Here is a 22350-nt window from a genome sequence, read left to right as displayed (position 1 = left end):
CCTTTAGCGGCGAACCGACAGGCGCGGACGTCATTAGGATTTGCCCTTTGCGCCTCCAATTGCCAAAAACGGCAATAAGACAATTTCCAGAAGGGGTCTTTCATGCGTCATTTCCTGCCCATGCTCGCCGGCGCCGCCATGCTGGCGCTCGCGCCCTTGGCCGCACCCGCCGCCGATATCGATCTTCCCTATGAAGAGTTCACGCTCGACAACGGCCTGAAGCTCATCGTCCATGAGGACCGCAAGGCGCCGCTGGTTGCGGTCTCCATCTGGTATCATGTGGGCTCGAAAGACGAGCCGCAAGGCAAGACAGGCTTTGCGCACCTCTTCGAACACATCATGTTCAACGGGTCCGAGAATTTCGACGACGACTGGTTCGGGCCGCTCGAAGAAGTCGGCGCTACCGGGCTTAACGGCACGACCTGGTTCGACCGCACCAACTATTTCCAAACCGTGCCGACAACCGCGCTCGAACGCGTTCTGTGGATGGAATCCGATCGCATGGGCCATCTTCTCGGCGCGCTGACGCAAGAGAAACTCGATGAGCAGCGCGGCGTCGTTCAGAACGAAAAACGCCAGGGCGACAACCAGCCTTACGGGCGCATGGAATATGCGACGCTGGCCGGCCTTCTTCCCGCGGGCCATCCCTACAGCCACTCCACCATCGGCTCCATGGAAGACCTCGAAGCTGCATCGCTCGAAACCGCGAAACAGTGGTTCAAGGATTACTATGGCGCGGCGAATGCGGTTCTGGTGCTCGCCGGCGACATCGACGGGGAAACCGGCAAAGCGCTCGTTGAGAAATATTTCGGCGACATTCCCGCCGGCCCACCGGTGACGCAGACCAAGGCCAACGCGCCGAAGCTCGAGGTCAACAAACGCGAAGTCATGTATGATCGCGTGCCCCAGCCACGTCTTGACCGCAACTGGGTCGCGCCCGGCCGCACGACGCGCGAAGCCGTTCTGCTCGAACTCGCCGCGCAGGTGCTCGGCGGCGGCAAAACCTCGCGTCTTTACAAGCATCTGATCGACGATCTCCAGATCGCCACCTCCGCCACCGCCAACAATCAGGATCAGGAGCTGTTGAGCTTTTATTCCGTCACAGTGGACGCAAAAGCCGACGCCGACCGCGCGGAAGTCGAGCGCGAAATGGAAGCCGTCATCGCGGACTTCCTCGCCAAGGGGCCGACCCCGGCGGAGCTCTCGCGCGCCAAGACCAGCATCAAGGCGGAAGTGTTGCGCGGTCTTGAAGAAATCGGCGGCTTCGGCGGCAAGGCGACGGCGCTCGCCCAGGGCGCGCTTTACGCCGACGATCCCGGCTTCATCCTGACGCAGCTTGAATGGCTGGAAGCGGCGACCCCGAAGGACGTGCTCGCCGCCGCGCGCGACGTCATGTCCGCAGGCTACTACCAGCTCGACGTTCTTCCGTTCCCGGAATATTCGACAACCGCGTCGACGGTTGACCGCTCCACCGGCCTCCCCGCCGTGACGACAACGCCGGACCTCGTTTTCCCGGACGTGCAGGAAACAACGCTCTCGAACGGCGTTAAAGTCGTGCTCGCCGAGCGCCACACCATGCCGCTCGTTGAAATGGCGGTGCAGTTCGACGCCGGTTACGCGGCGGACTCAGTCGAGGGCGGCAAGCTCGGCGCGTCGTCCTTTGCGGCCTCCATGCTCGATGAAGGCACGGCGCGGCGATCCGCTTCGGACATCGCCGAAGAACTTGAAGCGCTGGGCGCAGTTCTCGGCTCCGGCGCCAATCTCGACGTCAACAGCGTGACCCTGTCGGCGCTGAAAGAGAATTTGCGCCCGTCGCTCGACATTCTCGCCGACGTCATCCGCAATCCCTCTTTCGAGCAGTCGGAAATCGACAAGCTGCGTGGACGATGGCTCGCCGCCATCGAGCAGGAAAAAGCCAATCCGGTGCAGCTCGCGCTGCGTCTCCTGCCGCCGCAAATCTATGGCGACGGCCATGCTTACGCCGTGCCGCTGACGGGCTCAGGCACGGTTGAGTCCATCAACTCCCTCACCCGAGACGATCTCGTCAGCTTCCATGACAAATGGATGCGGCCCGACAATGCAACGATCTTCGTTGTCGGCGACACGACCATGGGCGAAATCAAGCCTATGCTTGAATCGGCGTTTAGCCGCTGGTCCGCGCCGTCTTCGCCGGTGCCTCAGAAAAACGTCGCGCAAGTCGAGCGTCCGGCCAAAGGCAAAGTGATCCTCGTGGACAAGCCGGGCTCGCCGCAGTCGCTTATTCTCGCAGCTCATGTGGCGCCGCCGTCGAATGCGCCCGACGAGATCGCCATCAATGCGATGAACGACATCATCGGCGGCCAGTTCTCCGCGCGGGTGAACATGAATCTTCGCGAAGACAAAGGCTGGGCCTACGGCGCCTACACCTTCCTGCAAGGCGCGAAAGGCCAGCGGCCCTACATGGTCTATGCGCCGGTGCAGACCGATAAGACAAAAGAATCTCTGCAGGAGCTTTTGAAAGAACTGAACGCCTACAAGACGACGCAGCCGGCGACGGCGGCGGAGCTTCAGCGCACGGTCCTCAACAATGTCCGCTCTCTGCCGGGCTCTTTCGAAACCTCGGGCGACGTGCTCGGCAGCCTCACGGCAAGCGCGCGCTACGGCCGGCCGTGGAATTATCCGGCGACGGTGAAGGATAAATACGAGGCCCTCACCATCGGCGACATTACGGCGGCCGCCGCCGAAGTCGTTCACCCTGAAAGCCTTGTCTGGGTGATTGTCGGCGACCGCGCTGAGATCGAGGCGGGCGTGCGCTCCCTCAATCTCGGCCCCATCGAAGTCATGAGCGCCAGCGATCTCTAGAAGCGTGCCTTTGAAATTTTCGCCGTCGGTCTCGCGCGCCCTTGCTGTGGCATTATCTGCTGCAGTGCTTGGGGCGTGCGCCGCCGGCAGCGAAACGCAAACCAAACTGGAGGCGGCGAATCTGAAAAAGGCCGTCTACTGCATGGAGCTTCTCGAAAAGCATCACGATCTTGAAACGGCTGAGCGGGAATGTTTTGGCGAGACCTATATCCAACACACGCCCTGGCTTCCTGACGGAAAAGAGGCCGTGCTCAACACTTTCGCGGCGAGACTTGAAAGAAATCCGGATAAGACAATCGAGATCAAACGCATGGCCGCCGACGGCGATCTTGTCTGGATCCATCTGCATTCAAAAAGTTCGGCGGACGACGCCTTAGGCAACGCCGTCATCAATATTTTCAGAATGCAGGATGGAAAATTCGTCGAGCACTGGAATGTGGTTCAGGCCGTTCCAGAAGACTCGGCGAATGACAATACAATGTTCTAGACACTGACGTTTTAGGCAACAAAAAACGCCGCCCATAGGGCGGCGTTTTTTCATTCCGGATGCCGGTGGATTAGGCTTTGACCATCCGGATCACGTCCGCCTCAAGGGCGATCGCTTCGCCGTCGAGGAAGAGCACCGTGTAGGGCACATAGCCGCCAAGATCGCCATTGGGCATTTTCGCCTTCACGCGAACATCGACCGCCCAACAAGGGACGCCCTGATAGCCGCGCAGATCGGCGAAGACCTGGTAAGGCTCGCCCACGAAATCGTAGCGGGCGGAGCGCGGATCGGTCAGGCGCTCCCCGAAATATTCAACCGTCAGCGCCTCATAGTCCGACGGCGCGGAACCAAAATCAGCGGCGATCGCAAAGGCGCCAAAGGCGAGGCTGGCGGCGATCCCGGCAAGAGCTTGTTTTATCTTCATTTTACGCTCCCTTTCGTTTGAGAATTATGCGTTTCCAAATATGACAGCGATGTCACTAAACTGTCATATACATGTCATCTAACTGTCATGTCAAGAAAAATGCGCAAAATGTGCGCAACAATTTTGCGCACTGGGTGCGCGACAAAATTGTTGAACAGGATCAAGGGGAAAAACCGCCCCAAGAAATGCCGCTTTGACGGCTTCAGCCATAGGCCGCGGCGCGCTTTTTGAATAATGTAACCATCGCACGGGGTCGTTAAGAGCAAGGGGTAATCCATGGCGCGCTCGCTGGAACGGTCGGTCAAGTTTGTCCGGCCCGGTCGCTACATCATGAACATGTTGCTGTTCCTGCTCGTCGTGGGCGCGATCGTTTACTATCTCTCGCCCTGGAGCCCGCAGCCTTCCCCGCTTCTTCTCGATGCGTTCGAGGCGAACCCGGCGCTCAACGGCCTCATCCTCGGCGTCCTCGCCATCGGCATCATCTACAATCTGCGCCAGGCCGGCGTGATCGATCCAGCGGTGCGCTGGGTCGAGGCTTTCCGCGAGTCGGTCGACCCCGCACGGTCGCGGCTTCCGCGCGCGCCGAATCTTATCGGGGCCATGTCGCGGCTGCTCCTCGATGCGGACACGCGCGCTGGCAAGCTGTCGCCGGAATCGACGCGCGCCATTCTCGATTCCATCGGCACACGGATGGATGAAGGCCGCGAAATGGGCCGCTATCTCATGAACCTTCTGGTGTTTCTCGGCCTCCTCGGCACCTTCTGGGGACTTCTCGAAACGGTCAACGCCGTCGCCGACACGATCAACGGCCTTGCGAACACGGGCGGGGCTGCGGAAGACGCGGTCTCACAGCTGATTGCAAATCTGCGCGAGCCCCTCTCCGGCATGGGCACGGCGTTTTCATCGTCGCTCTTCGGTCTCGGCGGCAGCCTGATCGTCGGCTTTCTCGATTTGCAGGCCGGGCAGTCGCAAAACCGTTTCTATACGGATCTTGAGGACTGGCTCGCGGGCATGACCGAAACCGTGCGCGCGGCTGGCAAGGGCGGCGCGACCTATTCCGGCGACATCGCGGACGGCGATCTTGTGGGCGCCATCCAGGCGCTTGAGGCCGCCCTCGCCGCCAACACGGAAACCCAGATCAAGGCCGCCGCCGGCCAGACCGCCGAACTGAAAGACGAAATCCGGGCGCTCAACCGGACCCTTATTCGCGTAGGCCGCGGAGAATAGTCATGGCGCGACGGCGCACCCGCAGCGAGGCCAATATCTGGCCGGGCTTTGTCGACGGCCTGTCGACGCTGCTGCTTGTCCTGATGTTCGTCCTGTCGATTTTTGTCGTGGCGCAGTTCTATCTCGGCGACCGGTTGAATGTCGTGAAGCAGGAACTCGCCGACAAGGATTCCGAACTCGCGCGCCTGATTGCGCAGATCAATTCCCTGAACGACCAGCTCGGGCTCGCGCAATCGGAACGCGACCGGCTGCAGGCGCAGGTTCTGTCGCTCGAAGACACGATCGCAAAAAAGGACGATGAGCTTGCGGGCCTCGCCGCCGCGCTTGCGACGAGCCAGGCCGCCGTCGCTGCGTCGGCAGAAGAACTCGAAGCGGAAAAAGCGCTTTCGGAAGAACAAAAGAGCGAGATCGCGACGCTGAATGCGCAGATCGCGGCGCTGCGTCGTCAGCTCGCGAGCCTGCAGGAAGCGCTGGACGCCGCGGAAGCAAAAGACAAGGAACAGCAGGCGCAGATCGAAAATCTGTCTCAGCGCCTCAACGCCGCCCTCGCCCGCAAGGTGCAGGAGTTGCAGGAAGTGCGCTCGCGGTTTTTCGAAGCCTTGCGTGAGGCGCTGGGCGACCGCACCGACATCAAGGTTGTCGGCGACCGTTTTATTTTCGAAAGCGACATCCTGTTCGGCTCCTGCTCGGCGACGCTGGGCGAGGCTGGCAAGGTGGAGCTCGACAAACTCGCCAGCGCGCTTCTCGACATTCAGGGCGATATTCCGGCGGAGGTGAACTGGGTCCTGCGGGTCGACGGCCACGCTGACGCCTCGCCGCTCGGCCCCTCCTGCCGCGCCGTATTCGATTCCAACCTCGATCTTTCCGCACAGCGCGCGATTTCGGTGGTACAATATCTTCAGAGCCGCGGCGTGCCGGAACGGCGCCTCCTCGCCACCGGCTCCGGCTCCGCTGCGCCGCTGGTGTCCGGCTATTCGGCCTCGGCGCTCGCGCAGAACCGGCGCATCGAGTTCAAGCTGACGGAGCGCTGACGCGCTCAATACGGGGGTGGGTCATGAAGAAATTGCTGATGCTTGCCGCAGGGGCGGCGGCGCTGACCGGGGGCGTCGTGTTCGCGCAAACCCGATCCGACGAACGAACTTCGGAAGAAGAAGCGGCGCAAAATCCGCCCGATCCGCGCATCATCGCCGAGGAGCTGCGCGCAAAAGCCAAACGCATTCCTCGGCGCAATCTCGCCGCCGCCTTGCGCGCCGCCTCGGATGAGCGCGACGACCGCGCCCGCACCGTTTCCCGGCGACCTAATCTTGAGGCTCTGCGTGAAGATTTGAGACGCACGGAAGCGGAAGACGCCGAACGCGATACGGCCGCCATCCGCGACCTTTCCAATCAAAACTTCGCCGCAGCGCCCCGGGATACAGCGCCGGAACCGCCGCCGCCGGGCATCAGGTCGATGCCGGCGGAACGCCTCAGGAGCGCCGATGTTCGCGAGGTTGAGCGCGCGCGCATTCCGGTTCTGTTGCCCGCGCAGCTGCGGGACGCCATGAAGGTTTACGGCATGGAGAACATTTATACGGCGACGGCAAGGATCGATTCCGAAGCGCGGCTCCTGATCTCCGGCACCTGCAACCGCGTGGTCGGCGGCGATCCGGATGTCGTTGAATTCCGCAAACGCATCTCCGAAAGCCCCCGACGGCTTGCGGGCACCGGCGCCAGCTATCAGATCAGCCGTAATGATTTCGGCGTCGATCTGAGCTTTTCGAAATTCGGCTGCGGTTACGTCATGACGGTCGAATGCGGCGATCCCGGCGGCGATCCGCGCTGCGCAGCCGATGAATACGTCACAGGCCTGGCGCAGTCGATGATCCTCGCAAACCCTGAACTGGCGGGAGGCGAATAATGAGCGCTTTTCAAAAAACTCTGCTTGCGTTTTTCCTTTCCCTTTCCATCGCCGCCTGCGACCAGCCCGGCGGCGAAGTTCCCGACCCAGTCGATCCGGGTCCGGAGGAACCGGGCGATCCCATGGAGCCGGACCCGATCGACCCCGATCCGGAGGAGCCGGACCCGCTTCCGGAAGAAGAATTTCTTGAGGACAGCGAAGGCCGCGAGTTCAGCTATGTGCCTGTCGGCGAACTCCTTCCCAATTCCGGGCCGGGCCATCAGGACACCACAATCTATCGCCCTGACATTCTTTTTCCCCTAGAGGATGCAGCGTTCCTGAACAGCCAGGTCTACCGCTATGGCGGCAGCCAGGGCGCCATTAACGGGATGAATGGCGGCCAGTGCGAGGCGGATAATTACGACTATCCCTGGCAGGACACGTTCTGCGAGTCGCGCTCGCGCTCGCAGATCATGTGCCCCACGGGCGGTCATGAGGGCGTCGACATCCGCCCCGCCACCTGCATCCCGCAATCGGGCGCAACCCACTGGGCTGTCGCGGTTGAGGACGGACGCATCGTCGGGCTCGACGGATCGCAATACACCGTGCGCCTGCAGACCGAAGACGGAACGCTCTACCGCTATCTGCATTTGAAAATGGATCAGCTCGCGGTAGTTGACGGCCAGTTCGTGACGAAAGGCCAGCGCATCGGCAAAGTCTCAAACGACTTTTACAACTCCGCCGGGGAGCTTGTGCCCACCACCTATCACTTGCATTTCGAGATGTATCAGAACTATGCGCCGGATGAGGAAACGGATCCTGTCTTCGATCAGGTCAATCCCTACATGACGCTTGTCAGCGCCTATGAGAGAAAACTGCGCACCGAGTGATCAGCCGCCAAACGCCACGTCATGCATGATGCGGCCAGGCATGAAGGCGAAGGCGCCGGCGACGATCAACCCGCCGATGAAGATGCCGATAAAGGGGCGCGCATGATATTTCAGCGACGGCCCGCCTTTTAAGAGCAGCCTCATGCCGCTGACGATGCCGTAAGCCGTCAGCACCGTGAAAATGTGAATAAATGAGAACCATTGCGCGAGCGGCAGGCCGGGATATAGCGACGGCCGCACGAAGATGCTGCTGATCGTGATGACCGTCATTAAGACGATCCAGACTGCGCCCAGCCTCTTGTGCGGCAGGCTTCCCTTGGGCGCTGCAAGCTGAACGACGCCGAGAATGAATGCGGCAAACGCGGCGTAGGCGTGCGCCTGAATAATCCATGGCGCGTCGAGCAATGGCTGCAACGACATGACGGTCCTCCCCGCGCCGAAGGATGACTTCGCCTCGGCGCCGCAGTTCACTTTGTTTTTTAAAGTTAACTCCCTAGTCCCGCTTTTTCAAGGAAAAAGCGATCCATACGCCGACAAGCGTCGCGGCGAGCCCGAACCAGGTGAGCGCATATTCGAGATGGCGGTTGGAGAAATCGAGACGCGTCGTTCCGCCTTTCGGCCAGTCGCGGCCTTCGACGGCGAACTGGTCGATATAATAGGGCGACGCATCAATCTCCGCATCGGCGGCGAACAATCCCGGGTTGCGCACGAACCATAATCCGTCTGCGGACTTTCCCGCCGGCTGAAACCAGGAGGCCGGCGGGACAGGATTTTCGGCGTAGCGGAAAAGACCGGTGACAGCGCCGGCGTCCAGTGCGCTATCACAAAAACAGGGAGCGGAAAGAAGCTTCTGCGGCGCAAATCCGCGATTGACGTAGACGGCGCCGTCGCCGGTTTCGAGCGGCGCGAAAATATAGGCGCCGGGCTGGCCGTCATAGGTTCCGAAAACCCGCGCTTCCTGATCGGCGCGCAACTCGCCTTCGACAAGAACCGGCGCATATTCCATGTTCTCGCCCGCTTCTGCACGGCGCAGGGCCACAGCGAAGGGAATGGGGTCCGCGTTTGTGCGCGCTTCAACCTGCGCGATGAGATCCTGTTTCCATTCAAGACGGCGCAATTGCCAAGCGCCGAGTGCAATGAGGATCGCAAGCGCGATCGCGCCGACGACGGTCAGCACAGGGCGGAACTGAAACCGGTACGCGCTCATCTATTGGTCGAGACGGCCTTCTTCGGCCTTGTTGGCGTATTGCAACGCGACCAACGTCGCCTTTAACGGACGCAGGAGACCGAGGATCAGGACCACGGCGAAAAGCATGCTTATCCCGAGCGCCACGCCGATGGGCGCATACCAGACGAAGCGGGCGATGAACGCGAGCGCCACAGCGAGAAAGCCGACAATGAAAATGACAAACACCGCCGGACCGTCGCCTGAGTCCGCCTTGGCGTAATCGAGCCCGCAAACCTCGCAAGCCGGCGCCAGTTTCAAAAACCCGCCAAAGAGTTTCCCCTGACCGCAGCGCGGACATTTGGCGCCGAATCCGGCGGCGTAGGGCGAGATGGGCGGATAATATGTCACGAGACTGTCTATTCCATTTCTGCCAGGGGCGGCGCGGGCGTAATCAGAATTGCGGCGTCCTTCATCTGGCTTGCATCGCCGCGGTGATAGGCTTGCGCCGCTTCCACCAACCCCCGCAATGTCTTCACCTTGCAGACTTCGAAATCCTCGTCGTCAGTTTCAAGGTCGCCGCGTGAGATCAGCCGCGCCCTCAAGTCGGACGGAAGCTCCGGGCAGTTCATCATGACGAGCAAGAGCCCGCCACTCCGGGTCTTGCCGTAATAGTAGACGAAACTGTCGCTTTCCGCCGACTGCACCGCATAGCCGTCCCGCGCGACCTTCCGGAACCGCAGACGCGCCGGCTCGGAATCGCCCCCCTCGACAAAGACATATTCGCCGTTCGCCGTGCGCTCCACATGGAAGCGGTCGCACTCGGCGCCGTCGGCGATCTCGCCATTTTCGAGAGGGCAGGCGAGATAATCGCCCTCGCTAATGGGCCGCGCCTTGCCGGTCTTTGAATCGAGCACCGGCAGGTCAGAAACAAGGCATCCGCCAAGCAGCATCGCTGCGGCGGATGCGATGAAAAAACGAAGATGCGTCAGAGAGCGCATGAGCCGCCCTCCCCTGGCTGCTGCACAGCTAGCTTAGGACAAAAGCCCCTGATTGCCGAGGACGTAGATGAAGGCGAAGAGGAACAGCCAGACCACGTCGACGAAGTGCCAGTACCAGGCGGCGCATTCGAAACCGAAATGCCGCTCCGGCGTGAAATGCCCGGCAAGCGCCCGGAAGAGACAGACGATCAGGAAGATGGTCCCAATGATGACGTGGAGGCCGTGGAAGCCCGTCGCCATGAAGAAAGACGCGCCGTAAATGCCGCCGCCGGAAAATTTGAACATGCCGAGGCTCAATGCCTCGTAATATTCGACCGCCTGAAGCGCGCTGAAAAGTGCGCCAAGAATGATGGTGAGGATAAGACCGTTGACGAGGCCTTTTTGATCATTGTGCTGAACGGCGTAATGCGCCCAGGTCACGGTGGTGCCTGACAGCAAGAGGATCAGCGTATTGAGAAGCGGCAGGCCCCAGGCCGAAAGCGGCTCAACGCCGACCGGCGGCCAGACGCCGCCGATGGCGTGCATGCGGCCGTCATTGCCGATGAAGGCGGGATCGCCGTTGGGATTGAGCATTTGCGCGCCGTCCGACAGGATTACAGGCTCAAACGCCGTCGGGAACAGCGCGGCGCCGAAAAACGCCCAGAACCATGCGGCGAAGAACATCACTTCCGAGGCGATAAACAAAAGCATGCCGTAGCGCAGGCCGAGACGCACAACCGTCGAGGTGTTTTCGCCCCGAAGGCTTTCGCCGATGATGTCGCGCCACCAGCCGATCATGGTCACGATCACGCCGGCGAAGCCGAGCATGAACAGCCAGTTGCCCGAAAGCGCGAAAATCTTCGCGCTGCAATCCTCGCCGGGAACGGCGCCGCCGATAAGAATGCCGCACTCGCCTGCGCCGGAATTCATCCACGCAACAGCGCCGATCATCATGATTCCCGCGGAGATCGAACCGACCAGCGGCCAGGGAGACGGATTGACGAGGTGGTATTCGTGTTTGACTTCGGCGCCGGCCATGGCAGGTCCCTCTGCAGCGAATCCTGAAATTGGTCAGAGGGTTCTATACTGGGGCGGGCTGAAAATCCAAGCGCTGAGACCGGTTTGAGGGCCGCCCCCGCCGCGCTATTCGGCCGCAGTTTCTCCGCCGCCAGCCCCGGCGTCAGCGTCATCCCAGGGGAAAAAGGTGTAGGCGAGCGTGATGGTCTGGACGTCGTCGAGATTGGCGTCTTTGGCGAGCTTCGGATCGACGAAATAGGTGACGGGCATGGACACCGTCTCGCCGGGCTGCAGCGTCTGCTCGGTGAAGCAGAAACACTCGATTTTCTTGAAATAGATGCCGGCCTTGGCGGGGGTCACATTGAAACTCGCCCGGCCGGTCACGGGCCGGGAGGAGCGGTTTTCCGCCTCGTAAAAGGCAAGCCCGGTCTCGCCGATATGAAGGGTCTGGGAGACCTGTTCCGGTTTGAACCGCCAGGAGAGCCCATTGCTGACCGCCGCATCGAAGCGCACGGTCACCGACCGCTCCAGCACTTCGCCTGCCTCCGCTTCGGCGCGCTGGGTGGTGCCGCCCCAGCCGGTGACCTGGCAGAAGGCGCGATAGGCGGGAACCGCTGCGAAGGACATGGCGACCATGCCCGCGACGACGCCTGAAACGATCATGGCGGTCTTGCGGTTGCGGCTGGCGCTGTCGATGGTCATCGCCCAAAAGTCCTAAACATTGGCGCTAAGCTTCAGGATCGTCACCAGAAAAACGATCAGCATGAACGCCCCGAGCGACAGGGCGATCGCCAGATTGCGGCGCTTTTGCTGTTTTTGTTCTTCCGGCGTCATCGTTCTTCCCCGCCCCGCCTTATCGCTGGCGGCGGCATTCACAGATAAGTCGCCGCCACGGCCTCGACAAGCAATGCGGCGAAAAGCGCAAAAAGATAAAGGATTGAAAATCCGAAGAGTTTCTGGGCAGAGCCGTAGTCGCCCTCATCCGCCCGGAAAACTTTCCAGGAGAGCCAGACAAAACCGGCGCCAAGGCTCGCGCTGACCGCGAGATAAAGAGCGCCAGCCATGCCGAGAACAAATGGGGCGAGGCCCGCCGCGGCGAGGATGAGCGCGTAAATGAAAATCTGAAGCCGGGTGGATTTTTCGCCCTTGGCGACCGGCATCATGGGAACGCCCGCGCGCTCATAATCGCCATGCCTGAAAAGGGCGAGCGCCCAGAAATGCGGCGGCGTCCACAGGAAGATGATGGCGAAGAGAACCCACGGCTCAAGCGGCGCCGTTCCCGAGGCGGCCGCCCAGCCCACCACTGGCGGCAATGCGCCCGCGGCGCCGCCGATGACGATGTTCTGGGGCGTCAGGCGCTTCAACCACATGGAATAAATGACGACGTAAAAGAAGATGGTGAAGGCGAGGAGCCCGGCGGCGAGATAGTTCGAGGCGAGCGCCAACAGCGCCACCGAAAGCGCCGACAGGAAGCCGCCGAACGCCGCCGCTTCCGCGCGGGGCACGCGGCCCGCCGGGATCGGCCGGCCGGCGGTGCGCGCCATGACGGCGTCGATATCCGCATCCCACCACATGTTGAGCGCGCCCGAGGCGCCGGCCCCGACAGCGATGGCGAAGAGGGAAATAACCGCAAGGACCGGATTGAGCTCTCCCGGCGCCGCAACCATGCCGACAAAGGCGGTGAAGATCACCAGCGACATCACCCGCGGCTTCAGCAGCGCGAAATAGTCCCCCGGTCCCGCAAGGGAGTAGGTCTGTCCGGCCAACGTGTAGGGCTCAGATTTCATTGCAGCGTCGCTCATGCGGCGGCTTATGCCGCAAAGGGGCGTGAAAGGGAATAAAAACAAGACGGCGGCGGCGCATTTCGCCGCCGTCGCCCATTAAGTCCGCCAATCGCCTTCTATTCCTAGGACCGGCCGAAAACCGAACGCACCCCGAAAAGGACGAGGATCAGGAACATGAACGCGATGAAATAGGCGAGCAGCGTTCCCGCCTGCAAATTCATGAAATGCGTCCAGCTCGATTCGAGCTGCCACACGGCGCGGTCGCCATAGGTCGCTTCCGGCGCCGCGCCGCGGAAATAGCCGCGCAGGAAACCGCCCAGCGCGAACAGCACCAGCGCCAGGAGGGTCATGGAGCCGATCTGCGTGCCGCGGCGCATCAACAGCGACGCCACCAGCACGGAGCCGAACGCGATGACCAGCGCGATCATGTCGCCATTGAGAAATGTGCCTCTGAAAATCCCCGTCACATCATTGATGATGGTCTCAAGCATGTCCCCTCCACTTCATGTCTCGCCCCGCCCGCAACGCCTTTCCGGGCGGATGGTTGCCTCTCATGGTTAATGAATATTAACGGATTCCCCCGCGCCTTTCCAGCCGAATGAGCCCTTGAATTCGTGAAGGTTTTTCAACGCGCAAAGAAAAACCCCGCCGCGGCGGCGCCGGGCGGGGTTTGTCGATCGGAGACAATTCCTAGTGGAATTCCGCAGCGTTCTTGTCGAAGCGCGGCAGTTCGTTGAACTGGTGGAAAGGCGGCGGAGACGGCAGCGTCCATTCGAGCGTCGTTGCGCCTTCGCCCCACGGATTAGCCGGCGCTTTTTTCCCGTAAAGGAAGAACGCGTCGATCATCGCAATAACAAAAACGACCATGCCGACAAGCGTCACGGCGTAGCCGAGGGAGGAAATCCCGTGCCAGTAGGCGAAGGCTTCCGGGTAGTCGATATAACGGCGCGGCATGCCCTGAAGGCCGAGGAAATGCTGCGGGAAGAAGATCATGTTCACGCCGATGAACATCACCCAGAAATGCAGCTGGCCGAGGATCTCGCGGTACATCTTGCCGGTCATTTTCGGGAACCAGTAGTACCAGCCCGCGAAAATCCCGAAGACGGCGCCGAGCGACAGGACGTAGTGGAAGTGCGCGACGACGTAATAGGTGTCGTGCATGTAGTGGTCGATGCCGGCATTGGCGAGAAGCACGCCGGTGACGCCGCCCACTGTGAAGAGGAAGATGAAGCCGATAGCCCAGACCATGGGCGTCTTGAACTGGATCGAGCCGCCCCACATGGTGGCGATCCATGAGAAGATTTTGATGCCCGTCGGGACGGCGATGACCATGGTCGCCGCCACGAAATAGGCCTTCATGTTCACCGAAAGGCCCACAGTATACATATGGTGCGCCCAGACGATGAAGCCGACAAAGCCGATCGCCACCATGGCGTAGGCCATGCCGAGATAGCCGAAGATCGGCTTCCTCGAGAAGGTCGAGACGATGTGGCTGATGATGCCGAAAGCCGGAAGGATGAGGATGTAGACTTCCGGATGGCCGAAGAACCAGAAGAGATGCTGGAAGAGGAGCGGGTCGCCGCCGCCGGCCGCGTCGAAGAAGGACGTGCCGAAATTGCGGTCGGTCAAGAGCATGGTGATCGCGCCCGCGAGAACCGGAAGCGACAACACCAGGAGGAACGCCGTCACGAGCACCGCCCAGGCGAAGAGCGGCATCTTGTGCAACGTCATGCCCGGGGCGCGCATGTTGAAGATCGTCGTGATGAAGTTGATGGCCCCGAGGATCGACGAGGCGCCCGCGAGGTGCAGCGACAGGATCAGAAGATCCATCGCCGGTCCGGGGTTGCCGGTGCTTGAAGAGAGCGGCGGATAGAGCACCCAGCCGCCGCCGAAACCGAGATTGGAGCCGTAGCCGGGCACAAACAGCGACATGGTGATGAGAATGCCCGACGCGCCATAGAGCCAGAACGAAATATTGTTCATCCGCGGGAAGGCCATGTCCGGCGCGCCGATCATGATCGGCACGAACCAGTTGCCGAAGCCGCCGATAAGGGCGGGCATCACCATGAAGAAGATCATGATGAGGCCGTGATAGGTCGTCAGCACGTTGTAGAAATTATAGGCCGCCGCATATTCGTCGGGCTGCACGTCGGCGGGATTGGCCGCCGTCCACTGCGTCAGGATCGTCACGCCGGGCTCTGCAAGCTCCCAGCGCATGAGGCCCGACATGGCGCCGCCGACAATGCCAGCGATGATCGCAAAGATCAGATAGAGCGTGCCGATGTCCTTGTGGTTCGTGGAGAAGAACCAGCGAACGAAGAAAGGCGGAGTGTGATCGTGGGCGTCGTGATGGGCGCCGTGTGCGTGTGCGTCAGCCATTGGTGTCTGCCCTTCTTTATTCAGCCGAAGCGCCGGCGTCGGCCTGCGCGAGCTTCACATTGTTATCGCCAAACATGGGATCGAGCCCGGCGAGTGCGCGCTGGCTGTCGACCCATGCTTCGAATTTCGGACGGGAGACGACCTCGACTGCGATTGGCATAAACGAATGCCGGACGCCGCAGATCTCGGAACATTGCCCGTAATAAACGCCTTCTTCTTCAGCGCGGAACCAGGTTTCGTTGAACCGGCCCGGCACCGCGTCGATCTTGAGCGCGAAGTTCGGCAGCGCCCAGGAGTGGATGACGTCGCGCGCCGTCGTCGTCACGCGGATGGTTTCGCCCACGGGAACGACGACGCGGTTGTCCACTTCAAAACGGTAGAGCGCCGCCGTCGTCTGATCTTCCGGCAGCATGTTCGAGGAATATTCGAAATCGCCGAAATCCGGATAGGAATAGGTCCAGCCCCACTGATAGCCGTTCACCTTCAACGTCATGGTCGGCGCGAGAACGACTTCCTTGTCGCAGCCGTCGACATAGCGCTTGGCCATGGGACAGTCGGAAACATTCTGCGTCGACCGGCCGCCGCGCAAAATAACGCTGGCGCCGCGGGGCGCCGGTTCGTTCAGCGATACGACGAGTTCGGGCTCGCCCCAGCCTTCAACGGTGAAGTCCTGACGGTTTTTGAGCGTGCGCCGCTCGGCGCCAGTGTCGAGGATCACCTGAAGATGATCGGCGCGCTTGACCATGCGGCTTTCGGGAAAGTCGTTGTCGAACACGAAATCGACGGTCTGGCCGTCGCCGCGCGCCACCACCTGTTTGCCGTCAGGCGTCACGCCTTCCTTGAACAGAAGTTCAAACGAAGGAAGCGCAATGGCGAGAAGAATAAGAATCGGTATGCCGGTCCAAATGACTTCAACAAGGGTGTTGTGGCTGAATTTCTTGGCGACCGGGTTCGATTTGGAATTGTAACGGATCATCACCCAGATCAGCAGCGCCAGCACCAGAAGGCTGATCCCGGTCATGACGGGCATCAAAATGCCGTTGTGGAAGAAATGCACTTCTTCGGCGAGGGCCGACGCCGCCGGCTGCATGTCGATCCCGCCGGGCTTGGGCAGAGCGTAGGCGGCGGACGCCGTCATCACGCTCAGTCCGAAAAGCCCAGAGATAATTTTTTTCCCAGAGGAAATTTTATTCATGTCGCATCCCGCGCCTGTCGCCGGTCCCGGAAAAAGGGCCGGCCATGCTAAAACTTGCCGCTTCGATACGCCTGCCCGAGCGCCAAGGTCAAACCTTTCGATCAACCGATCTGGCGCCGCTTATAAGCCTCCAACAGGCGGCCCGTCATCGCGCTGGCGAGGGAAAAATGGTCGCAGCATCGCCGCGCGCGCGCTGGCGATAAGACGCTGATTCCGCTAGGCTCGCGGAAAGCTTCAGCGAAGGGAGGCGCGAGATGACGCTCAACCTAGGGCTTTGGGCGGCGATGGCCTTCTCTGCGCTTGGACAGGCAGGGCCAAGCCAGGGTGCGAAAGACGACGCCTTGGTCTTCAAAACCGTGATTGAGAATACTATCCCTTATTTCGACGATTGCTACCAAAACGCCCGCGACGGGGGCGCTGATTACGCGCTGTTGCGGCCCTGCAATCTCGCCCTTGAAAACGAAGCCCTGACGCCAAGACTGACGGCGATCGCCCATGTGAACCGCGGCGTCATCCGTTACAATCTGGGCGATTATGAAGACGCCATTGAGGATTTTTCGGCGGCGCTCGATCTCGATATCCATGTAAAGGCCAAGGTGCTGGTCAATCGCGGCCTTTCGTATGAAGCGGCGAACGCCGAGCGGCTCGCCCGCATCGACTACGAATCCGCTCTCGCCTTCAATCCGGACAACGAAACCGCCCGGCGGCGGCTCGAGGAGCTGAAAAAGCCGATTTATGAGCGCTCCAAGCTGCCCTCGCGCATCAATGCAGGCGTCGTCGCAGCGCCCAGCGCGGGGATTTGAGCCGCTTTCCGATTGCGGGGCAGCCTCGCGCGGCTTACATCGGCCCCTATGACAAATTCCTATTTTTTCTCCCGCACCGATCTCGACCGCGACCGCACCCAATCGATCCTCGACGACGCGCTCAAAGGCGCCGATGACGGCGAGCTTTACCTCGAATACGGCCAGTCCGAAGCGTTCGTTTTCGACGATAACCGGCTGAAAACCGCCAATTTCGACGTCAATCAGGGCTTCGGCCTGCGTGCAGTCGTTGGAGAATCAACGGGTTACGCCCATGCTTCGGAGCTTTCCGAGGCCGCGCTGAAGCGCGCCGCCGGGGCGGTTCAGGCGGTGAAATCGGGCCGCGGGGGGACTCTCGCCGACGGGCCGTCGCGCACCAACGCCAAGCTCTATCCGGAAGACAACCCGCTCGGGGCCGAAAGCTTCGAGGAAAAGGCGAAGCTGCTCGCTGACATCAACGAATATGCGCGGGCCCGCGACCCCCGCGTCCGCCAGGTCTCATGCTCCCTCTCCGGCTCCTGGGAAGCCGTCGAAATTCTCCGCCCCGGCGGCGAAATCATCAGGGATTTCAGGCCTTTGGTGCGCCTCAACGTCTCCGTGACCGCAGGCGAGGGCGACCGTCAGGAATCCGGCAGCTACGGCGCCGGCGGCCGCGAGGGCTACGCCCGCTTCATCACCCCCGACGCCTGGCAGGCCCAGGTCGACGAGGCCCTGCGTCAGGCCCTGGTCAATCTCGAGGCGGAAGCCGCGCCCGCGGGCGAAATGGAAGTGGTCCTCGGACCCGGCTGGACCGGCGTCCTCCTCCACGAAGCGGTTGGCCACGGGCTCGAAGGCGATTTCAACCGCAAGGGCACCTCCGCCTTCGCCGGCCGCATCGGCGAGCGCGTCGCCGCGCCCGGCGTCACCGTGGTCGATGACGGCACGATCTCCGGCCGCCGCGGCTCCTTGACCGTCGACGATGAAGGCACCCCGACCTCGCGCACGACCTTGATCGAGGACGGCATTTTGAAAGGCTATCTGCAGGACCGCCTCAATGCGCGCCTCATGGGCGTGGCTGCGACCGGCAACGGCCGGCGCGAGAGCTTCGCGCACCAGCCCATGCCGCGCATGACCAACACCTTCATGCTGGCCGGCGACAAGGACCCGGAAGAAATCCTCCGTACCGTGAAGAACGGGATTTACGCGGTGAATTTTTCCGGCGGACAGGTGGACATCACGTCAGGCAAGTTCGTCTTCAACTGCACCGAAGCCTATCGCGTCAAAGACGGGAAAGTCGGCGCGCCAATCAAAAACGCGGCGCTCATCGGCGACGGGCCGAGCGTTCTCACCAAGGTCTCGATGATCGGCAACGACTTCAAACTCGATCCTGGCGTCGGCGTCTGCGGCAAGGCCGGACAGGGCGTGCCCGTGGGCGTCGGCCAGCCGACCATCAAGATCGACCGCCTCACCGTCGGCGGCGCCGCGGCCTAACCCGCCGTCGCCTGCCAGACGATATTCAACAGGATCGCCGTTACGATTCCGAACAGGATCGACAGATAAAGCACTCCGGACATCGCCGCTGTCCAGATTGTCTTCACCCAGCCACGCCCGTAAGCGCGTTTTAAAACGGCGATGTAATAGACCGACATAATCGCGAAGGCCGCGAGCCCCATATAGGGGGCGCCAAGCTGAGTCAGGATGAGGCTAAGGCCGATCACCGCGAAGCCCGCCGCGTGGGTGTAAAACGACAGGACCAGATGATCGAAAAGCAGAATGCCGCGCCGTAGGAACAGGCCAAGAATAAGCGCCAGCACCGGCGTCATGAAGAACATCACGCGCGGCAGCCAGTCATTGAAACTGTCATTGAATTCGCGGGGAGTGGCGACCGCCCAGTTAAGTCCGGTGAAGACGCGCGAGACGGTTTGCGTCGCTTCTTCTATCTCCGCCTCGTCGACAGGCTTGTCCGCAGACGCAGTGGCCGCGGCGGTGTTTTCACGCACTTGGCGTTGCGCATCGCCGATACATTCATCGACACGCTCCAGATCGTTTTCAAGATCTTTTTCTTTAACGAAGAAACGCAGCCGGCCCTGAAAGCTGCACCGGCCGGCGGTTTGCGGGTCGAGCGTCACGCCCGCTTCTTCCGCTTGCTTAACCGCCTGCGCCAGCCTCTCTTCATCCACATCCCTGAACTCGACCTCAAGCCCGACAAACAGCGTGTTGGTAAGGCCGATGGTGAGAAAGAACAAAAAGCTGATGACCAGAAACAGCCGGACCGGCGGCGTGAAGCGCGAGCGCCTGCCATGGGCGTAGTCCTTCGGCACCCGGCCCGGCGCAATCGCGAGGAGGCCGAGCGTCCGCCACATGCGAGAATCGAACCCGAACGTGTCGCGCAGGAAATCGCGCGCCAGAACGAAAGAACTGCGCCTGAGATCGTCGCTCTTTTGTCCGCAGGAGGAGCAATACGCCCCGCGCGCGTCGCCGCCGCAGGAGAGGCACGCCGCGCCAGCCGCCACCGCCGCTTCCGTGAGCCCGCTGGGCGCCAGCGGCGTACCGTCCGGCTCGCCGCCGCCCTCTATGTCATCGATTTCACTCATTTGCCCGCCCCTCTGTTTGCAAAGCTAACAAAAAGCGGTTGCCATGAGAAGCGAAGACGGCCTCGTGACGATGAACCGAAGCGGCTACACTAGCATGATGACCCAGCTCGTTACGCGTTTCGCCCCATCGCCCACAGGGCATTTGCATCTCGGCCACGCCTTCTCCGCGCTGACCGTCTGGCGCGCAGCGCAAGAAGCGGCGGGGCGGTTTGTGTTACGCATCGAGGATATCGACCGGACCCGCTGCAAGCCTGAATTCGAAGCGGCGATATACGAAGATCTCCGCTGGCTTGAGCTCGACTGGGAGACGCCGGTCCGGCGCCAGTCCGATCATTTCGCCGATTACGCCGCAGCGCTCGCATCGCTTCAGGAAAAAGGGCTCGTCTATCGCTGTTTCAAGACGCGCAAGGAAATTCTCGATGAGATCGCGCGGGCGCCGCATCTGTCGCCGCAGGGCCCGGAAGGCCCTGCTTATGTTGGAGCGCCTTTGCCTGAGATTGAAGAACAGGCGTTAGTTGACGAAGGCGCGGCTTATGCGTGGCGTTTATCCATGGCGGCGGCGAAAGACTGTCTCGGCGAACAATGGGACGCGCTTTCCTTCACCGAAGAAACGCCCGAAGGCTCGCGAACCATGAAAGCGACGCCGGAGATTTTCGGCGATGCTGTGATTGCACGCAAAGACAATGGAACCAGCTATCACCTGGCTTCGGTTCACGATGACGCCTTGCAGGGCGTCACTCATGTGATCCGCGGCGAGGATTTATATCATGCGGCGCATCTGCACCGCTTGTTGCAGGTCCTGCTTGGGTATCCGGAACCCATTTACCGCCATCACCGTCTGTTGACGGACGAAAAAGGCCGCCGCCTCGCTAAACGCGACAAGGCGGCGACCTTGAAAGCCATTCGGGAAAGCGGCGCCGAGGCGGGGGACGTCTTCGCCCGCCTCGGTTTCTCTGTCTCTTAGCCGTTGAGGGTCGACGCGGTCGTGTCCGGATAGCGCGCGCCGACGACAGCGTCGGGCGGCACCGCCTGTTCAATAGCCGCGATGTCTTCATCCGTCAGTTTGACATCAAGCGCGCCAAGATTTTCCGCAAGACGCGAGAGTTTTTTCGTTCCCGGGATCGGGATGATGTCGTCGCCCTTGGAAAGGAGCCAAGCGAGAGCGACCTGTCCCGGCGACGCGTCCTTTGTCTTGGCGATGATCGCCATTTGATCCACCAGCGGCAGGTTTTTCTCCAGCGCCCCGTCCGCAAAACGCGGGCTCATCGCCAAGCGGTAATCGGTTTCGCTGAAATCTTTCTCGCTGCGATAGGCGCCGGTGAGAAGACCCCTGCCGAGCGGCGAATAGGCGACGAAGGCAACGCCGAGATCGCGGCAGGCGGGAATAAATTCCGCCTCCATATCGCGGGTCACGATGGAATATTCCGACTGAACCGCGGCGATGGGGTGAACGGCGTTCGCTTTTTTCAGCGTGTCGACGCTGACTTCGGAAAGCCCGATAGCGCGCACCTTGCCGGCCTTCACAAGATCGGCCATGGCGCCGACCGAGTCTTCGACAGGCACCTCCTTGTCGCGCCGGTGCATGTAGTAAAGGTCGATCGCATCAACCCCGAGGCGTTTCAGCGACGCGTCGCAGGCTTCTTTAATATATTTCGGATCGTTCGACAGCCCGAGCCATCCGCCGTCATCGCCGCGCCGGATGGCGAATTTCGTCGCCAGCACGACATCGTCGCGATGCCTTTTCAAAAAGCCCGAAAGCTGTTCTTCATTCTTGCCCGCCCCATACATGTCGGCCGTGTCAAAGAAATTCACGCCCCGCTCAAACGCGGCCTCAAGAATTTTTTCCGCCTCCGCATTGGATAGAGGGTCTCCGTAAAACTCTGCGAGCCCCATGCAGCCATAGCCAAGCCGCGAGACTTCGAGGCCTGACCGGCCCAAAGGAACCTTGCGCATATGCGCCTCCTGAAAATTTTTGTGAAAACGGCGCGAGATTTCGCGCCGACGCAACAACTTTTACAAAAACATTGGCACGCGCTCAATTCTTGAAAATCGCGCCGATGTTCCTATGTGTGCGCGTCGAACATGGCGCTGTTCACACGATAGTGACCCGTCATCGGCCAGTGGAACAAGACATCCTCAAGCTTCGGTCCCGCGCCGATATTGTGAACGATCATGGGCCTGCCCGAGGGACCCAAGCGATCCGTCACGACGCCGATATGCGGCAGCCAGCCTTTGTTTCCACGCAAATTCCACGCAACGATGTCGCCGGGCAGATAATCACGCGGGTTGTCCGACGCCGGCAATCGCGCGCCCTTACGCGTCAGAAATGTTTCGAGATTGGGAACGCGCCGGTGATCGATATTCGGATCTGGACGCGCAAGCCCCCAATGCGCCGGATAGGCGCCGAAGTCGGCGCGCATGTCTTCATGCACAAGCTGCTGCAAATCGATGCCGAGCGCACGCAAGGACCGCACGATAACATCGGCGCAGACGCCGCGATCTGGGGCCACGTCACCCATGGGATAGCTCATGCGCACATACGCCGAATCGTAAACCACGCGATGCTTTACGCGCTCGATGGCGGCCGCAGACAGCCGCTCGCCGAACTCGTCCGCCTGCGCCGCATCCGGCGCGAGAAGGCAGATCGCTGCTGCGATGACGAAAGCTGGTTTCATGAAAAGACCGGACCATGAAATTGCGGCGCGGAAATGG

At 61.2% G+C, this 22350-nt stretch carries 23 protein-coding genes; 9 read left to right on the top strand and 14 right to left on the bottom strand.

The annotated features are described in order from the left end of the window. Nucleotides 1–102: 102 nt before the first annotated feature. Complete coding sequence (locus tag ACQY5P_RS14590; RefSeq protein WP_428407600.1) at nt 103–2841, top strand: M16 family metallopeptidase; 2739 nt, start codon at nt 103–105, stop codon at nt 2839–2841. A gap of 10 nt (nt 2842–2851) precedes the next feature. Continuing rightward, nucleotides 2852–3328, top strand: a complete 477-nt coding sequence (locus ACQY5P_RS14585; RefSeq protein WP_428407599.1) for a nuclear transport factor 2 family protein — start codon at nt 2852–2854, stop codon at nt 3326–3328. 70 nt (nt 3329–3398) lie between these two features. Here ACQY5P_RS14585 and ACQY5P_RS14580 read toward each other — a convergent pair whose 3' ends face one another. After that, nucleotides 3399–3752 carry a hypothetical protein gene (locus tag ACQY5P_RS14580; RefSeq protein ID WP_428407598.1) on the bottom strand — a complete coding sequence of 118 codons (354 nt, stop codon included), beginning with the start codon at nt 3750–3752 and terminating at the stop codon, nt 3399–3401. Between the two features lie 276 nt (nt 3753–4028). On the opposite strand from ACQY5P_RS14580, the gene ACQY5P_RS14575 reads away from it, so the two are divergent. The 4 genes from ACQY5P_RS14575 to ACQY5P_RS14560 are packed head-to-tail and all read left to right on the top strand — an operon-like array spanning nt 4029 to nt 7745. Next, nucleotides 4029–4979, top strand: a complete 951-nt coding sequence (locus tag ACQY5P_RS14575) for a hypothetical protein (protein ID WP_428407597.1) — start codon at nt 4029–4031, stop codon at nt 4977–4979. A 2-nt stretch (nt 4980–4981) separates the two neighbouring features. Beyond that, a complete protein-coding gene (locus tag ACQY5P_RS14570; RefSeq protein WP_428407596.1) occupies nt 4982–6010 on the top strand; it encodes a peptidoglycan -binding protein in 1029 nt (342 codons plus the stop codon). A 23-nt stretch (nt 6011–6033) separates the two neighbouring features. Continuing rightward, nucleotides 6034–6876 (top strand): hypothetical protein, encoded by an 843-nt coding sequence (locus ACQY5P_RS14565; protein WP_428407595.1) that lies wholly within the window; start codon nt 6034–6036, stop codon nt 6874–6876. Further along, nucleotides 6876–7745, top strand: coding sequence for a M23 family metallopeptidase (locus tag ACQY5P_RS14560; protein WP_428407594.1), 870 nt, complete (start codon nt 6876–6878; stop codon nt 7743–7745). Before ACQY5P_RS14565 ends, ACQY5P_RS14560 begins: the two co-directional genes overlap by 1 nt. Here ACQY5P_RS14560 and ACQY5P_RS14555 read toward each other — a convergent pair whose 3' ends face one another. From ACQY5P_RS14555 to ACQY5P_RS14510, 10 genes are all read right to left on the bottom strand, one after another. Then, nucleotides 7746–8165, bottom strand: a complete 420-nt coding sequence (locus ACQY5P_RS14555) for a DUF2306 domain-containing protein (RefSeq protein ID WP_428407593.1) — start codon at nt 8163–8165, stop codon at nt 7746–7748. A gap of 73 nt (nt 8166–8238) precedes the next feature. After that, nucleotides 8239–8952: an SURF1 family protein gene (locus ACQY5P_RS14550; RefSeq protein WP_428407592.1), complete on the bottom strand. Its 714-nt coding sequence runs from the start codon at nt 8950–8952 to the stop codon at nt 8239–8241. Next, nucleotides 8953–9321, bottom strand: coding sequence for a DUF983 domain-containing protein (locus ACQY5P_RS14545; protein ID WP_428407591.1), 369 nt, complete (start codon nt 9319–9321; stop codon nt 8953–8955). It abuts the gene before it with no gap. Nucleotides 9322–9329: 8 nt separating this feature from the next. After that, the gene (locus tag ACQY5P_RS14540) at nt 9330–9911 is read right to left on the bottom strand and encodes a hypothetical protein (RefSeq protein WP_428407590.1); all 582 of its coding nucleotides are present in this window, start codon (nt 9909–9911) and stop codon (nt 9330–9332) included. Between the two features lie 33 nt (nt 9912–9944). After that, entirely contained in the window at nt 9945–10928 is a 984-nt protein-coding gene (locus ACQY5P_RS14535; protein WP_428407589.1) for a cytochrome c oxidase subunit 3, read from the bottom strand. A 105-nt stretch (nt 10929–11033) separates the two neighbouring features. Then, nucleotides 11034–11609 (bottom strand): cytochrome c oxidase assembly protein, encoded by a 576-nt coding sequence (locus ACQY5P_RS14530; protein WP_428407588.1) that lies wholly within the window; start codon nt 11607–11609, stop codon nt 11034–11036. Nucleotides 11610–11779: 170 nt separating this feature from the next. Next, complete coding sequence (gene cyoE / locus ACQY5P_RS14525; protein WP_428407587.1) at nt 11780–12709, bottom strand: heme o synthase; 930 nt, start codon at nt 12707–12709, stop codon at nt 11780–11782. Nucleotides 12710–12813: 104 nt separating this feature from the next. Beyond that, on the bottom strand, nt 12814–13182 hold the full coding sequence (locus tag ACQY5P_RS14520; protein ID WP_428407586.1) for a hypothetical protein: 369 nt from the start codon (nt 13180–13182) through the stop codon (nt 12814–12816). A 199-nt stretch (nt 13183–13381) separates the two neighbouring features. After that, entirely contained in the window at nt 13382–15070 is a 1689-nt protein-coding gene (ctaD, locus tag ACQY5P_RS14515; RefSeq protein WP_428407585.1) for a cytochrome c oxidase subunit I, read from the bottom strand. 16 nt (nt 15071–15086) lie between these two features. Further along, nucleotides 15087–16208: a cytochrome c oxidase subunit II gene (locus ACQY5P_RS14510; RefSeq protein WP_428407584.1), complete on the bottom strand. Its 1122-nt coding sequence runs from the start codon at nt 16206–16208 to the stop codon at nt 15087–15089. A gap of 311 nt (nt 16209–16519) precedes the next feature. Between ACQY5P_RS14510 and ACQY5P_RS14505 the strand changes: the two genes are divergently transcribed. Together ACQY5P_RS14505 and tldD are read left to right on the top strand one after the other, a co-directional pair. Further along, nucleotides 16520–17068: a tetratricopeptide repeat protein gene (locus tag ACQY5P_RS14505; RefSeq protein ID WP_428407583.1), complete on the top strand. Its 549-nt coding sequence runs from the start codon at nt 16520–16522 to the stop codon at nt 17066–17068. 48 nt (nt 17069–17116) lie between these two features. Further along, nucleotides 17117–18535: a metalloprotease TldD gene (gene tldD / locus ACQY5P_RS14500; RefSeq protein WP_428407582.1), complete on the top strand. Its 1419-nt coding sequence runs from the start codon at nt 17117–17119 to the stop codon at nt 18533–18535. On the opposite strand, the gene ACQY5P_RS14495 is transcribed toward tldD, so the two are convergent. Next, nucleotides 18532–19638 (bottom strand): DUF3667 domain-containing protein, encoded by a 1107-nt coding sequence (locus ACQY5P_RS14495; protein WP_428407581.1) that lies wholly within the window; start codon nt 19636–19638, stop codon nt 18532–18534. The genes tldD and ACQY5P_RS14495 overlap by 4 nt on opposite strands. 97 nt (nt 19639–19735) lie before the next feature. On the opposite strand from ACQY5P_RS14495, the gene gluQRS reads away from it, so the two are divergent. Then, nucleotides 19736–20602 carry a tRNA glutamyl-Q(34) synthetase GluQRS gene (gene gluQRS, locus ACQY5P_RS14490; protein ID WP_428410670.1) on the top strand — a complete coding sequence of 289 codons (867 nt, stop codon included), beginning with the start codon at nt 19736–19738 and terminating at the stop codon, nt 20600–20602. Here the strand turns inward: gluQRS and ACQY5P_RS14485 are convergent. Both ACQY5P_RS14485 and ACQY5P_RS14480 read right to left on the bottom strand, forming a co-directional pair. Then, a complete protein-coding gene (locus ACQY5P_RS14485; RefSeq protein ID WP_428407580.1) occupies nt 20599–21591 on the bottom strand; it encodes an aldo/keto reductase in 993 nt (330 codons plus the stop codon). The genes gluQRS and ACQY5P_RS14485 overlap by 4 nt on opposite strands. 110 nt (nt 21592–21701) lie before the next feature. Next, on the bottom strand, nt 21702–22313 hold the full coding sequence (locus ACQY5P_RS14480; protein WP_428407579.1) for a DUF1287 domain-containing protein: 612 nt from the start codon (nt 22311–22313) through the stop codon (nt 21702–21704). Nucleotides 22314–22350 lie beyond the last annotated feature (37 nt).

It is taken from the genome of Hyphococcus sp. (assembly GCF_965267305.1).
In the GTDB taxonomy this organism is placed as follows: domain Bacteria; phylum Pseudomonadota; class Alphaproteobacteria; order Caulobacterales; family Parvularculaceae; genus Hyphococcus.
The sequence above is the reverse complement of the archived record's forward strand: the minus strand, read 5'-3'. Positions and strand labels throughout refer to the sequence as shown.